This window comes from Paenibacillus sp. FSL K6-0276 (assembly GCF_037977235.1).
In the GTDB taxonomy this organism is placed as follows: Bacteria; Bacillota; Bacilli; order Paenibacillales; family Paenibacillaceae; genus Paenibacillus_AQ.
Genome location: NZ_CP150276.1, coordinates 501,012 through 516,326 on the forward strand (window position 1 = coordinate 501,012; position 15,315 = coordinate 516,326).

Genomic DNA, 15,315 nt, shown 5'->3' on the forward strand with positions numbered 1-15,315 from the left:
GGAACCTATAATCCGAAATTCAATACCTTACGGAGACAGGCAAAAGCAAATACAATGAATACATAGATATTGTAAGCGCTTTATACAAGAGCGGATATAGAGATTCTGGAGGTCCATATGATGGAGAAAAGAACAAATGGGGAAGTAAGCCCAGCGATGAAGCCTCAATTTGCGGGCAATTTCGAAACCGGTAAAGTAAATCGTATTCCGCTTTGGAAGAGGTTCGTTACCCAGCGACATTTGCAGACCATGGCACTGCTTGGTGTAATCTGGATGATTATTTTTAACTATATTCCGATGTATAGCATTATTATCGCCTTCAAGGAGTACAACATCGTCAAGCCAATCTCGGAAGCCCCTTGGGTCGGTCTTGCGAATTTCAAAGAGTTCCTGGCGGACGATAATTTTGTGTATGTAATGAAGAATACGCTAGGCATCAGCTTAATTAAACTGTTGATCTTTCCGCTGCCGATCATATTCGCCCTCTTTTTGAACGAAGTTCGATCCGTTCGCTTTAAGAAGAGTATTCAGACGATATCGTATCTGCCCCACTTCCTGTCTTGGGTCGTTCTTGGTGGGATTCTCGCCACTTGGCTGGCAGATGTGGGCATCATCAACAATATCTTGATGGCGCTGCATGTGATCGACCAGCCGATTTCGTTCCTGGCTGAACCGAAATATTTTTGGACCATTATTATTACCTCGGATTTATGGAAGGAGCTGGGTTGGTCAGCGATCATCTATCTGGCTGCCATTACCAGCATATCTCCCGAAATGTATGAAGCGGCCACCATCGACGGTGCCGGAAGATTCCAGAAAATGTGGTATGTTACCGTACCGACCATCAAAGGAACGATCAGCATCTTGTTTATTCTGGCGGTGAGCGGTGTACTGAACTCCAATTTTGACCAGATCATGGTACTTCGCAATTCGCTAAATGACAGCGCGAGCAATGTGATTGACTACTATGTTTACTATACCGGTCTGCTCTCGGCCCGCTTCTCGTATTCAGCCGCTATCGGGGTGTTCAAATCGGTTATCTCGCTCATTCTGTTGCTGATTGCCAACCAAGTATCTAAAAAACTCAACGATACCTCGTTGTTTTAGGCCAAGGGGGACCTGTACATGATTACACTGAATCGCAGAACCAAGGGCGAAGTCGTCTTTGATATAGTAAACAATATTGGAATGCTTTGTATTTGCTTCGTTACGCTGTATCCGATCTGGTATGTGCTGATTAATGCTTTTAATGACGGAAAAGATGCTATGCTGGGCGGGATTTACTGGATTCCGCGCAAGTTTTCGTTGGAGAACTTTAGTGCCGTGTTCGATAGCCCAGGTATTATGAGGGCGATGTGGATTACGGTAGCCAAAACACTTCTCGGCGTAGGTCTGCATGTGTTCTTTACGGCGATGGTTGCTTATGCGGTTTCCCGCAGGGAACTGATTGGGGGCAGATTCTACATCCTGTTAGGTACGATAACCATGATCTTCGGAGCCGGACTTATTCCGACGTACCTACTCATCAAAGATCTTCATCTGCTGGAAAATTTTCTGGTCTATATTATTCCGGTCATGTTCAGCTTCTTCGATCTAATCATCTTCATGACGTTCTTCCGGGATATTCCTGATGGTCTGGAGGAAGCGGCGCGTATTGACGGAGCCAATGACTGGTCCATCTTCCTGCGGATTGTCCTACCGGTCTCCTTACCCGTACTGGCTACTATTGCGCTGTTCCATGGCGTTTACCAATGGAATGATTATTTTACCGGAATGATTTATATGAACAATGAAAGCATGCAACCGATTCAAACATTCCTGTACCGGGTTGTCGCCCAGTCCAGCTCCAATCTGATGATGACTGCCGTACAGGGAAGCGCCGTGACCAGAACGGTGACCTCACAGTCCATCAAGCTGGCTACCATGGTCGTTACAACACTTCCGATCGTCTTTGCTTACCCGTTCCTGCAACGTTATTTCGTCAAAGGGATGATGATTGGCTCCATCAAGGGCTAAGTGCCGGTCGCACTTCACCCGAACTAGCGGTAACTCCTCCGAACCGCTCCCGCAGTCTTGGAGTTATAAATTATATTATTAATCAATCTCAGAAAAGGGGTAAACAAGCATGGACATGAAAAGAAAGCCAAAGAAAATAATGCTAATGCTTATGGCAGCAATCATGGTTCTGTCCGTAGCGGGCTGTTCCGGCAACAATGGCAACGCCGCAAACAAAGGTAATTCCGCAAACAAGACTGAAGGTAACACAGCAGAGGCGACAGCTACAACAGCACCAGAAGCTACAGCATTATCCGCTGATGAACCGGGTTGGAAATCCGACACATCACCAATTACGTTTGACTGGTACCTGAACTTTGCCTGGTTCCCTAATAAATGGGGTGTGGATCCAACTTCCCAATATATCACTAAGAAAACCGGTGTTGACATTAACTTTATCGTTCCAGCCGGTAATGAAAATGAAAAACTGAACACGCTGATTGCTTCCGGTAAACTGCCGGACTTCATTACACTGGGCTGGTATGAAGATGCCGTTAAGAAAATGATTGAAGGCAATCTCGTGCTTCCTCTGAACAAACTCGCCGAAGAATACGATCCGTACTTCTTCAAAGTATCTGACCCTGACAAACTGGGATGGTACACACAAGCTGACGGCAATGTATACGGTTATCCGAATGCTTCTTCCTCACCTAAAGATTTCGAGAAATATGGTGATACTTATGTATCCAACCAAACCTTCGTAGTCCGCAAAGATATTTATGAAGCGATTGGCAGCCCTGATATGCGCACACCGGAAGGATTCGTGGCCGCGCTGAAGGCAGCTAAAGAGAAATTCCCCGAAATCGACGGTCAACCGATGATTCCGCTCGGTCTGCACGAATTTACCGCAACCGGTAACGATTCTCTGGAACAATACATTCAGAACTACTTAGCTATTCCAAGAGAAAAAGACGGCAAGCTGTATAACCGTGAGATTGACCCTGAATATATCCGCTGGATGAAAACTTTGCGTCAAGCGAACCAAGACGGCTTGCTTTCTAAAGATATCTTTATTGACAAACGTCCTCAAATGGAAGAAAAAATCGCTCAAGGCCGTTACTTCTCGATGCTGTACCAACGTACTGACTTTGTACCCCAACAGGGAACTCTGTACCAGCAAGACCCAAACAAAGTTTATATCGCAGTTGACGGACCGGCTAATACCAACCTGGATGCGCCTACTCTGAACGGCCCTGCCATTTCCGGCTGGACAGTAACGCTGATCTCCAAAGATGTTAAAGACAAAGCACGCGCCATTAAATTCCTCAGTTACCTGAACAGTGAAGAAGGCAACAAAGACCTCTATCTTGGCGAAAAAGGCGTCAGCTATGATACAATTGACGGCAAAGACCAATTTAAGCCAGAAGTCTTTGATATGATGAATAAAGACCGTGCGGCATTCGACAAGAAATATGGTTCTTCCTTTACGTTCTGGATGCTGATGAATACTAATATTACAGCACAATGGACACCAAAATCTGTAGAGCCTTTCAAACAGCTTGAAGACTGGACTCGCGGAAAAACGAAAAGTATCTCCGAGTTTGACCAAATCGATCCGTTGGCAAGCTCCCCTGAGGGCATCATCTTATCTAAAATCAAAGATTTGCGCAGCAAAATGCTACCAAAGCTTTTGATGGCTCCATCCGATGCTGAATTTGATTCCATCTGGACAGATTACATCAAGAAGCAAGAGGATCTGGGTCTGGCTAAAGTGCAAGCCTTCCAGCAAACAAAATATGAAGAGAATAAGGTAAAACTCTCTCAAAAATAAAATAAACATGACCCAATCGCCCGCTAATGCGGGCGATTGGGTTATTTTCAATCTATAATATGGTATAGATATTAAATATGTTAAATATTCACTATTTTAGCGAGGTGGACAGGACAGAAGTGTATAGAGTGAATAGGCGAGAGCGAACCAGAGCATTATGGCATTCTTTTAGTTATTGGTGGGGGCGAAGATCCCTTCAGAGTCGTTTGATTGCAGCCTATGTTTTTATTATTTTAGGCCCGTGCTTACTGGTATCCGTCTACTTCTATGAGTCTATCAATAATACCTATCTTAGAGGTGCCATCGAGAAGAATGATTATTTGTTGCAAATGGAAAAATTACATATTTATAATCAAATTGAGGCGATGGAACGTGCGGCGCAGATGGCTTATTCTGATGCCGATGTAGAAGAATTCCTTGCGAATGAAACCGAACCGCAGCTAGCAGATTTGATTAATTTCAATACAAATGCCTATGTGAATATGACTCGTATTCAATTTAATAATCCGAATATTGAGCATTTACGACTGTATTCGAGAAGCAATAAAGTGCATGAAATTTGGCCGATTATCTTTCGTGAAGAGAGAGTATCCTCCAAGCCATGGTTTCAGAAAGCGCTTCAAATGAAGGGGCAGGAATACTGGTCTTTTCAGAAAAGTGATCCGGATCTGATGCAGAGATACTTGGAAGCGCCGGAGGAGAGTCTGCCAAAGGTTTCGTTGTTGCGTGAGAAAAGTCGTCCAGCAGACAATTATATCGGCATGGTGCAGGTGGATATGATGCTGAGTCGTTTTACACCCAAGACGTATACAGATGTCCGGGATAATCAGACCCAAATGTTCCTTGTGGATAGTGAGCTGCAGCTTTTCACCAGACCGGACCATTCTTTTTTGCAGAATAATCTGAAGATGGCTGATATGATTGCAGAACGGTATAAGCATTTTCGGGAAACTGGCGAATGGGACAATGATTACTCGGAGAATGGTAAATCGTTCTTGTTGATTAATACTCCGTTAGAAAGAATTAATGCTTATTTGTTAAATGTTGTGTCCATGGAGGGAGTTATGAAGGATATCTCCCGTACACGCAACTTAATCATTGGGGCCAATGTTGGGTTTATTACCTTGCTAACGTTGATTGCTTATGTGACGAATGCCTTTATTTTAAAAAATCTACGTAGATTGACAGAAACAATGAAAAGGGTGCGTAGAGGGGAAGCATACAGTGGAATTATGATTCGGGGTGGAGGGGAAGTTGGTGAGCTTGCCCATCATTTCTCCAAATTAATGAACACGATTAATACGCTGGTGGCCCAAGCAGTGAGCAAGCAGGCGTTGTCAAAAGAGGCTGAACTGCGTACGCTGCATAACCAGATTGACGCCCATTTTTTGTATAATACGCTTGAGAATATTAAAATGCTGGCTGAAATTGAGAACCAACGAACGATCTCGGATGCATTAACCTCGTTAGGGGGGATGATGCGCTATAATTTCAAATGGTCCGGAGAGTATGTGAAGCTGCGGGATGAAATTCGCCATATTGAGAATTACATTGAAGTGATGAATATTCGTTTTGAATATCCGGTTAAGCTGGTAATTCATATTGAACCTCGATATTTGGAGCTGGAGGTGCTTAAAATGTCACTGCAGCCTATTGTGGAGAACAGCGTTAAGCATGCTTGGTGTGGTGAGAAAGAGAATCTACAGGACCCGAACATTTATATTCATATTTTGGAAAAGGAAGGTGATATTTTTATAGAGCTTCGTGATAATGGCATGGGACTAACACCAGAGCGTCTACATGCTTTAAACGAGGCGATATATGCGAAAGATGAACGCTGTGAAAGCTCTGCTGAACAGAGGGATACAGACCACCGAACGGGTGGCATTGGTCTGAGAAATGTACATCAGCGTTTGCAAATCTTTTATGGCGATGAATATGGACTTGTAGTACAGAGCGAAGCAGGAAGTTGGACGATGGTACGTTTAACCTTGCCGAAAGTTCTTTTGACGGGAGAAAAAAAACTATGAAGAAGCTACTGATCATTGATGATGAGAAGAATATTCGTTATGGTCTCAAGACTATGATAGAAAGAGAATTTCCGTCCATTTATACCATCACGATGGCGAGTAATGGCGCAGAGGGGTTTGATATCTATAAGACCGACGGTGCAGATATTATTATTACAGATATACGTATGCCTGTTATGGATGGCATTACGCTGTTAGAGCGGTTGTCCTCGGCGACAGTGGGCGAAAAAAAACCAGCAGTGCTGATCTTAAGCGGGTATGACGATTTCGAATATGCAAAAAGCGCGATCCGTTATCGCGTGAAGGATTATTTACTTAAACCGATTCGTAGAGATGAATTATTCGAAATCTTGAAGTGTATAGACAAGGAGCAGGAGGAGCATAATCTCAGCGCAAGGCAGCAGGAGCAGGAAGCAGAACATTTTCGCCGAGAGCTGCGTTCTAGCCGTTTACGTGGGCTGCTTATGCAGCAGGAAGTTCAGTTGGAGCAAGAGCAGCAGGAGAGCCTAGATGACTTGGAGGTTCCTTTTACAGTAGGTGTGTTGAATTACTATTGTAATGACGGAACAAGAATGAAGCCGGGGGATGTTCAGGGGCTGGTTGAACGATTGATGGGACCACTTGAAAAATATTTTTCGGAAATCACAACGGACTGGGACGGTAAATTAGTATTGCTCGGAACCAGAAAACAGGACTTTATAGAGCTGTCCAGACAAGCTGAAGCCAAAGAAATAATGGGATTGTCGATTGGAATAAGTAGTGAAGGAGGAAGTTTCGCAGACCTTCGTTCCTGTTATAAGGAAGCGTGCCGGGCATTACAGTATACTTTTGTATATCCGCAAGTAAACTTGTTGAATTACGCGGATGTGAGTCAAGAACGGTCTAATTCCCCCTTACCGAAGGAGGAAATTCGCAAGCTGCTCAATATGCTTGGAACAGAACGCGAGAAGGAGATGAAGCATCTTCTGGCTGAGATTTTTCAGACCGAGCATTTGAAGGCGCTTGACCTGTCTTATTTGGAGTCGGTGGGACAGAATATCAATGAATTGGTGCTGGATGAAGTATTTCGGGTGCATGGCGAAGCCTCGGTAGAGGTGCTGAAGCAGTATCGTACAGTGGGCAATATGTACAATTATCGTCATTTCCATGATTATTATCGTGCGCTTGAGAATTTGCTCCTGAGTGTGAGTGATTACATTGTAGGGGTACGCTCTGCTCATACGGAGCATGCCGATATGGAGGAAGCACTGAACTATATTGAAACGAACTACGCTCGTCCACTAAATATGGCTATGGTTAGTAACCATGTGTCTTTGAATTATTCTTATTTTAGCGAAGCCTTCAAGGCATATACCGGTGAGAATTTTGTCCTTTACCTAAAAAAGGTACGCATCCGCCATGCTAAAGAACTGCTAGCGAAAGGCTGTAGCAAGCTTGCTGGAGTTTCGGAAAAAGTAGGTTTTGAGAACAGTAAGCAATTTGCCCGTGTCTTTAAAGAGTTGGAAGGGATCTCTCCAGGGGATTATAGAGCCAAAATACTGTCTGAAGATTTGTCGTAAAAGGCAGGATAAGTAGCTTCACTATAGATATTATTGATGTACTTGAGCCGTGATGACCATTAATGGTGTCGTTAGTAGTGATCCTCCTATATAATGGCAGTGAGAAGCTTTGCTAGGATTAGCAGCAAGAGAGTTTGGAGGAATGAAGGGTTGAAGAAATTCAAGGGAATTTGATTACGGTTCAGACGTTGGCAGAGGATTTTCGGCGACTGGGTGTACAGGCGGGGATGACGATTCTACTGCATTCATCCTTCAAATCACTAGGCCAATGGGTGGCAGGTGGACCGGTTGCCGTTATTTTGGCGCTTGAGGAGGTCCTTGGAGAATCAGGCACGCTTGTGATGCCGACTCATTCTAGCGATCTAACGGACCCTGCTGGCTGGAGTAACCCGCCGGTTCCCGAGTCGTGGTGGCAGAGTATCCGTGAGCAGATGCCGGCTTATGATCCAGACTTGACTCCACTGAGAGGGATGGGGATTATTCCGGATTGCTTCCGTAGGCAAAAAGGGGTAAAGCGCAGCGATCACCCCATTCATTCATTTGCAGCTTGGGGAAAGCATAGGGATGAGATTATGTATGGTCACTCCTTCGAATACGGTTTGGGGGAAGACTCTCCACTAGCTCGTATTTATGATCTGGGTGGAAGTGTGCTGCTGCTAGGCGTAGGAAATCTAAATAACACTTCATTACATCTTGCTGAATACCGGGCCTTCTATGAAGAAAAGAAGGAAGTCTTTGGCGGGGCACCCATGATGGTGGATGGTCATAGACAGTGGGTGGAATTCAAGGAGCTAGATTGGAACTCTGACGATTTCGTTGAACTGGCTGAGCAATTCGGGCAAGAGACAGGGCTCATTACATATGGTCAGATCGCCTCAGCTACAGCCCAATTGATTCCACAGCGTGAAATCGTTGACTATGCGGTGAACTGGATGGAGCGAAACAGGAAGTAGACTATCTCTGGATTTGAGATTAGGAGGAGAAGCGACGGATGAGTACTACAACGATATATTTAACGCGTCATGGCCAGACGGAATGGAATGTGCAGAATCGTATGCAAGGTCATATGGATTCTGCGCTGACGACGCTTGGCGTACAACAGGCGGAATGGTTGAGCCGGGGAATGAAGGCTATAAATCTTGATGTCATTTATACAAGCTCCAGCCCAAGGGCGCTGCGTACAGCTGAGATTATACGCGGAGAGCGGGATGTTCCGCTGAAGATTTCCGATACATTCAAAGAAATTGGCATGGGCGTATGGGAAGGCCGAGATTCTGCTGAGCTAGAAGCTCGGTATTCGGACCAGCATCGTTATTTCTGGGGAGATCCTGGCCAGTTTAAAGTGGAGGGCAGCGAGACCTTCGAAGAGGTGCAGACAAGAGCTTTAGAGAAGCTTCAGGAAATTCTCACTGCCCATAAGGGCGAGACGATTCTTATCGTAACGCATACGGTAGTGATCAAACTCTTGATGGCTTATTTTGAAGGTAGAGAGTTGCCTGAGCTTTGGGATCTGCCTTACATTTATCCAACCTGCTTATCCAAAATTGATTTTACGGATGGCGTGCCGGAGATCCTGTTGCACGGGGATACAAGTCATTATGAAGAGGATGAGGCTGGGATGGAATCGTAGAGGTTATACGATCAGTCTAGTGGGTTAAAAGTTAGCTCAAATATTCGGAATAAAAAAATATGCCCATCCAGCTTCTTGTTGAGAAGTGGAAGGGCATTATTCATTTCAAATTTATTTGGATAAAACAGACTACTATTGTGGAAGCTCGAGCCGCTCTAATCCATCCATATATTTGCGCAGCGCCTGAGGGATGTAGATAGAACCATCCTCTTGCTGGTGATTCTCCAGCAGCGGGATCAGAATTCTTGGCGTAGCCACTGCGGTGTTATTTAAGGTATGGCAGTATTGTAAGCGACCATCCGCATCTCGATAACGGATGCCCGAACGACGAGCTTGGAAATCGAGTAGATTAGAAGCCGAATGGGTCTCTCCGTAGGCGCCTCTGCTTGGCATCCAAGTCTCGATATCATACTGCTTGTGTGTCTTCAGGGACATATCCCCAGTGCAGACGGCCATGACCCGATAGGGGAGCTCTAAGAGCTGGAGGATATGTTCGGCATTCGCGAGGATCTCATGGAGTATATTGTCCGAAATACCTTCGTCATTTCGGCATAATACGACTTGTTCGATCTTCGAGAACTGATGAACACGGTACAGGCCGCGAACGTCTCGCCCGGCTGATCCCACCTCACGGCGGAAGCAGGTCGACATACCGGCCAGCCGCAGTGGCGAGTTCAGCTCGACAATCTCATCGCTATACAGCGAAACCAGCGAGACCTCCGATGTGCCTACGAGCCAGCGATTGTCTCCGCTTAGCTCATACGTCTGATCCATCCCACCGGGAAAGAATCCGGTTCGTTCCAGCGCTTCAGGGCGGACAATCACGGGAACATCCATCACAGTGAATCCGCGTGTAGTGAGTACATCAAGAGCCAGCCTCTGTACAGCGAGATGTAACATCAGGCCGGCTCCTTTAAGCACATAACTGCGAGGACCGCCTGCTTTGACGCCACGGGGGATATCGATGATATCGTGGAGTTCACCTAGCTCTACATGATCACGCGGCGTAAAGCCGAATTCCGGCACCGTTCCGTTCAGCCGCAGTTCTACGTTGTCATTATCATCGTGGCCGATGGGTGTATCCTGAGACACCGGATTCGGCGCGAGCAGCATGAGCTCTCTACAGCGGTGTTCAGCCTCGTTCAGATCTGCTTCCAGTAGGTTCAGCCGATTATTGAGTTCTCGTACCTGTGCCTTGACGATCTCTCCCGCAGGGCGGTCACCAAGACGTAGTAATTGTTCAACCTCTTTGGTCAGCCCATTTCGCTCGGCTCTCATTTGTTCCGTTTCTTGTCGTAGGCCCCGGCGCTTCTCATCCCATTCCAGCAATTCATCTAGTGGGAAGTCGACTTTTTTCCATGTTGCAGTGTTTCGTACGAGTTCCTGATTATCCTTGATCCAGTTCATTTCCAGCATATCGCTCGCTCCTTTTTGTTTAAAAGATAAGAAAGTATAAATTTCACACTTCACTTTATCCTTCTATTTCTCGCACAAACACTTACCGTCCTTATAAGGACGCCGAAGGTGTTTATGCTTGAAAAAACGCAAAAAACGCCCTCATCCATGGGACGAGGAGCGTCAGCTCGCGGTGCCACCCAGGTTGATCGAATCTCCTTAACAACAGGAAAGAATTCGACCCTCTTTGGTCTTCGCGGTAACGGGCGAAACCCGGTGAACTTAGGGAGTCATTATAGGCTCCGGTCGCAGACGCCTCACGGTTGGATGCCGGTCAATGGCCTGATTCTTGGATTTAATATTGTTGCTAAGTATAGCGCAAGAGTGGGATGAGCGCAAGCGTTTATGGTTTGACAATAATATCTATTTTGCGATAGGATTAATATTAATTTAAAGTAATTTTGTCGGGATAAATAAAAGCAGTGTGAGCTGCTTAAGTGGGATGGAAGAGGTGGAGAAGTGGCTAAAATTGTTGTGATTAACGGAACGCCTTCCCTGGTATCGCGTATCAATGCAGTTATAGAGTATGCGGAGGCAAGCTTAACCGATCAGGGCTTTGAGGTTGAGCGCATTAACGTAGTAGAGCTACCAGCGGAGGATTTGATTCATACCAAGTTTGAGAGTGATTCTATCGTCAAAGCCAATGGCCTTGTAGCGGAAGCGGATGCGGTGATCGTGGTTAGCCCGGTTTATAAAGCCTCTTATACAGGTGTGTTGAAGACCTTTTTGGATCTGGTTCCACAAAAGGGTTTGGCCGGAAAAATCGTACTTCCGCTCTTCATGGGTGGCAGTCTTGCACACCTCCTCACGATTGATTATGCCTTGAAACCCGTGTTGTCCGTACTCGGCGCACGCTACATTCTTGGTGGTGTGTATGCCGTGGATTCTCAGGTGGTTCGTAATGATCACGGAGTGGTGGAGCTTGCTGAGGAGCTGAAGCTGCGTCTGAATGATGCGTTAGCTGAGCTTGCCGAAGAAACTACACATCGAGTGGAGCGCAAGGCATAGGACTAAGCAGCAGGCATTCTGATTCGGAGTGCTCCATACCAAACATATAAACGTGAGCGTCTCTTTCATATCCGATACAAGGGTTGAAGGGACGCTTTTTGCTATAGCAAAGAGGCCATCTCACTGTGAAAGTAGAGAATGGCCTCTTTTTATATACGAATCGTTATATACAGTCTTACAAGTCGTCAAATCCGTTATCGTCGCCAACTTTACCGTAGTTGCGGGACTTGGCTTCGAAGAAGTCGGTTTTAGTAGCATTAAGTGCATCATCGGAGAAAGGCTTGATCCAAGGCATGCAGTTTACGTCAACGCCTTGGTAAGCTTTTTCCATACCCATCAGGGTTAGGCGTTTGTTCGCTGTATATTTGATATAGTCGCTAAGCTCGTTAAGGTCAATGCCGCGAACATTAGTGAGGGTGTAGTAAGCCCAGTTGGTTTCAAGCTCAACCGCGCGGTCGATGGTACGGTATACGTAATCCATGTTCTCTTTAGTGTTCAGCTCAGGGAAGTCTACAAGCAGCTGTTTGAACACTTCTGCGAAGAAGTAACAGTGCTGATTCTCGTCACGTTGAATATAAGAGATCATCTGGCTGGTCGCCATCATCTTCTGGTCACGAGCCAGATTGTAGAAGAAGGCGAAGGTGCTGTAGAAGAAAATCCCTTCCAAGATGAGATCCGCTACCAGCGCATGGAAAAAGGTTTGTTTCGTTGGATTATCACGGAACTCTTGATAAATATCGGAGATAAATTGGTTGCGCTCCAGTAGGACTGGATCTTTCTTCCAATATTCAAAAATCTCTTTCTGTTCACTATCCGACACGATAGAGGATAGAACATAGGAGTACGATTGGTTATGCACCACTTCTTGTTGCCCGATAATGGCAGAGATAGCTTCCAGTGAGGAGTCGGTAAAATAACGCTTCACGTCGCCGACGAACATCGTCTGCATCGAATCGAGCACGGCGAGCAGGGAGATGTTGATCTTAAATACACGTTGTTCCTCTGCATCCAGCATAGGGAATTGTTGCGCATCTTTGGACATTGGGATTTCATCCGCGATCCAGTGATTAAGCAGCAGCACCTTGTACAGCTTGTACATATGTGGCATGCGGATGTCATTCCAGTTCAGGATACCTGAGCATTCACCGTCGATGATGCGTGTGGATTGGTTAGGTGCTTCAGTGTTAAAAATTTTTTGTAGTTGCATTTATTTTCCCTCCATTTTTTTGCGCGGGTAATTTGTCTTATCTGGTCTTTAATTAAATTAGGTTGATGAAGTAACGGAGAGGAATTTTGGAGCTGTAGGAGTGAAACGTTCGCCTTTGTCCCCGGATTTCAACCGTTAATGACGGTTTAAATCAAGAAATCTGGGGACAACAGCGAGCGAAAGCCCAAACATTCCTCGTAGTTACGATTAAATCACCGAATTTTTTAAAGCAGTAAGACTCTTAGCTAGCGCAAGAATCACACTCTTCTATTGTCAAAGCACGGCTACGCACATAATAAGTTGATTTCAATCCGCCCTTCCAGGCGTTCAGATGAAGCTCAAGGAACTCGGTAGCCTTGATGTCAGGACGAACATACAGGTTGAAGCTTTGTCCTTGATCGACGTGACGCTGACGAGCGGAAGCCATACGGATCGACCAGTTTTGGTCAATGGTGAATGCTGTCTTATAGTACCAGATCGTTTTGTCCGACAGATCCGGTGCTGGGTTAGCGATCTTGTAAGTTGTTTTCTCTTCATAGGAAAGCAATTCATACAGTGGATCAATGCTGGCTGTTGAGCCGGCAATAATCGATGTGGAACCGTTCGGCGCAATCGCGAACATCCATGCGTTACGAACGCCGTCCTTGGCCACTTCTTCTTGCAGCGCGCGCCATTGTTCAGTGGTTACATATTTACCTTCTTGTTCACCGCTAACGTAGCCGCGGGAAGTGAAGTATGCACCTGTCTCCCAATCGGAACCAGCAAACTTCGGATAACGGCCCTTCTCACGGGCAAGTTCCATACTCGAACGTACCAACAGGTAGTTGATATGTTCATACAAATGATTGTTATATTCTACGGCTTCATCGGATTCCCAACGAATGCCCTTGAGTGCCAATAGGTGATGCAAGCCGAATGTGCCGAGACCCACTGCGCGGTACTGGCTGTTCGTGTACTGTGCTTGCAGAACTTCAATATTATTAATATCGATTACGTTGTCGAGCATACGTACTTGGATAGGTACAAGTCTTTCTAGCACACCAGCTGGAATCGCACGTGCCAAGTGAATCGAATTCAGGTTGCAGACTACGAAATCGCCAGGGATTTTGGAGATAACAATGCGGGTCTTGCCATCTTTGGTTACTAATTCTTCCTGTTCAATAACTGTAGCGGATTGATTCTGCATAATTTCCGTGCACAGGTTGGAAGAGAAGACCATACCTTGGTGACGGTTCGGGTTGGTACGGTTAACTGTATCACGGTAGAACATGTACGGAGTACCCGTTTCAAGCTGTGATTTCATAATCCGTTTCATAATGTCGATTGCAGGAACGGTAATACGGGACAATTCCAGATTAGCTGTAGCTTCAGCATATTTTTCACGGAAAGTACCTTTACCAAGCTCCTCATCATAGAAGTCTTCAAGACCAAGTGGACGGCCATTCTCATCAGTCCAGCCCATAACCTTCTTCACTTCATGAGGACAGAAGAGGTTCCAGTGGCTGCGCGATTCTACGGCTTCCATGAACAGGTCAGGCAGGGTAACACCGTGGAATACGTCATGTGCACGCATACGCTCGTCACCGTTATTCAGCTTAAGATCGAGGAAAGCGAGAATATCTTTATGGAATACATCAAGATAGACAGCGACAGCACCTTTACGTGTACCTAGCTGATCTACGCTAACTGCTGTATTGTTCAACTGGCGAATCCAAGGGATTACGCCTGAGCTAGTGTTCTTGTGGCCACGGATATCCGAACCGCGTGCCCGTACTTTACCAAGGTAGACGCCGATACCGCCGCCCATTTTGCTAAGACGCGCTACGTCTGTGTTGGAATCAAAGATGCCCTCTAGGGAATCGTCCACAGTATCGATGAAGCAGCTGGATAGCTGTCCAGCGACCTTTTTGCCGGCATTGGACATTGTAGGGGTAGCAGCTGTCATGTAGATGTTGCTCATGGCCCAGTAAGCTTCTTTTACAAGCTCGAGACGTTTCTCGGCTGGCTCACGGTGCATGAGGTACATTGCAATAATCATGTAACGTTCTTGCGGAAGCTCCATTACACGGCCGTCAAAATCATGCGCCAAATAACGGTCAGATAGCGTAAGCAGACCGATGTAATCGAATAGAAGGTCGCGCGTATAATCGATACATCCGCCTAGCTCGATGATTTGTTCCTTAGTGTAGTGAGACAGAAGCTCTTCACGGTAGATTCCTTTTTTTACGAGATCCGTAATTAGTGGGTACAACTCACCGTAAGGCTCTTCTGGATAAGCTTTATAGCGGCGGTGAACGGCTGCTTTTTTATAAAGGGTAGTCAGAAGGGCACGGGCAGCTGCAAACTTCCAAGTAGGCTCTTCTTTCGTTACAAGCTCAAGAGCGCTCATGGTGAAGGCGTTGCTGATTTCTTCTCCACTTACGGAGTCACGGCGTAGCTTGGAAATTACTCCCCGTAGCAATGTTTCTTTATTTAGTTGATCAAGTCCCTCCAAGATACGGTCGGCGTAGACGGAAAGGCGGTTCTCATCAAAAGCCAGTTGGCGATTGTCTGGTTTTACTACGAATTGTGGCATGGTTATTTCATCCCTTCTTATTTTG

General features: G+C 45.9%; 12 protein-coding genes. 9 read left to right on the forward strand and 3 right to left on the reverse strand.

Annotated elements, in window-relative coordinates:
• Window positions 1-156: 156 nt before the first annotated feature.
• The 7 genes from MHH52_RS02325 to MHH52_RS02355 all read left to right on the forward strand — a co-directional run bounded on the left by MHH52_RS02325 (window position 157) and on the right by MHH52_RS02355 (window position 9,045).
• The gene (locus MHH52_RS02325; protein WP_340009465.1) at window positions 157-1,107 is read left to right on the forward strand and encodes an ABC transporter permease subunit; all 951 of its coding nucleotides are present in this window, start codon (window positions 157-159) and stop codon (window positions 1,105-1,107) included.
• An 18-nt stretch (window positions 1,108-1,125) separates the two neighbouring features.
• A complete protein-coding gene (locus tag MHH52_RS02330) occupies window positions 1,126-2,016 on the forward strand; it encodes a carbohydrate ABC transporter permease (RefSeq protein ID WP_340006417.1) in 891 nt (296 codons plus the stop codon).
• A 109-nt stretch (window positions 2,017-2,125) separates the two neighbouring features.
• Window positions 2,126-3,826 (forward strand): extracellular solute-binding protein, encoded by a 1,701-nt coding sequence (locus MHH52_RS02335; protein ID WP_340006418.1) that lies wholly within the window; start codon window positions 2,126-2,128, stop codon window positions 3,824-3,826.
• Window positions 3,827-3,945: 119 nt separating this feature from the next.
• A complete protein-coding gene (locus MHH52_RS02340; RefSeq protein ID WP_340006419.1) occupies window positions 3,946-5,856 on the forward strand; it encodes a histidine kinase in 1,911 nt (636 codons plus the stop codon).
• Window positions 5,853-7,415 (forward strand): response regulator, encoded by a 1,563-nt coding sequence (locus MHH52_RS02345; protein WP_340006420.1) that lies wholly within the window; start codon window positions 5,853-5,855, stop codon window positions 7,413-7,415. Before MHH52_RS02340 ends, MHH52_RS02345 begins: the two co-directional genes overlap by 4 nt.
• 170 nt (window positions 7,416-7,585) lie before the next feature.
• The gene (locus MHH52_RS02350; protein ID WP_313640570.1) at window positions 7,586-8,368 is read left to right on the forward strand and encodes an AAC(3) family N-acetyltransferase; all 783 of its coding nucleotides are present in this window, start codon (window positions 7,586-7,588) and stop codon (window positions 8,366-8,368) included.
• Between the two features lie 38 nt (window positions 8,369-8,406).
• A complete protein-coding gene (locus MHH52_RS02355) occupies window positions 8,407-9,045 on the forward strand; it encodes a histidine phosphatase family protein (protein WP_340006422.1) in 639 nt (212 codons plus the stop codon).
• Between the two features lie 132 nt (window positions 9,046-9,177).
• Here MHH52_RS02355 and serS read toward each other — a convergent pair whose 3' ends face one another.
• On the reverse strand, window positions 9,178-10,461 hold the full coding sequence (gene serS, locus MHH52_RS02360) for a serine--tRNA ligase (protein WP_340006424.1): 1,284 nt from the start codon (window positions 10,459-10,461) through the stop codon (window positions 9,178-9,180).
• Between the two features lie 147 nt (window positions 10,462-10,608).
• Between serS and MHH52_RS02365 the strand changes: the two genes are divergently transcribed.
• Window positions 10,609-10,833: a hypothetical protein gene (locus MHH52_RS02365; protein ID WP_340006426.1), complete on the forward strand. Its 225-nt coding sequence runs from the start codon at window positions 10,609-10,611 to the stop codon at window positions 10,831-10,833.
• A gap of 126 nt (window positions 10,834-10,959) precedes the next feature.
• Entirely contained in the window at window positions 10,960-11,508 is a 549-nt protein-coding gene (gene ssuE / locus MHH52_RS02370) for an NADPH-dependent FMN reductase (protein WP_313640573.1), read from the forward strand.
• Between the two features lie 175 nt (window positions 11,509-11,683).
• On the opposite strand, the gene MHH52_RS02375 is transcribed toward ssuE, so the two are convergent.
• Complete coding sequence (locus MHH52_RS02375; protein ID WP_339317761.1) at window positions 11,684-12,715, reverse strand: ribonucleotide-diphosphate reductase subunit beta; 1,032 nt, start codon at window positions 12,713-12,715, stop codon at window positions 11,684-11,686.
• A 241-nt stretch (window positions 12,716-12,956) separates the two neighbouring features.
• Window positions 12,957-15,290, reverse strand: coding sequence for a ribonucleoside-diphosphate reductase subunit alpha (locus MHH52_RS02380; protein WP_340006427.1), 2,334 nt, complete (start codon window positions 15,288-15,290; stop codon window positions 12,957-12,959).
• Between the last annotated feature and the right edge of the window lie 25 nt (window positions 15,291-15,315).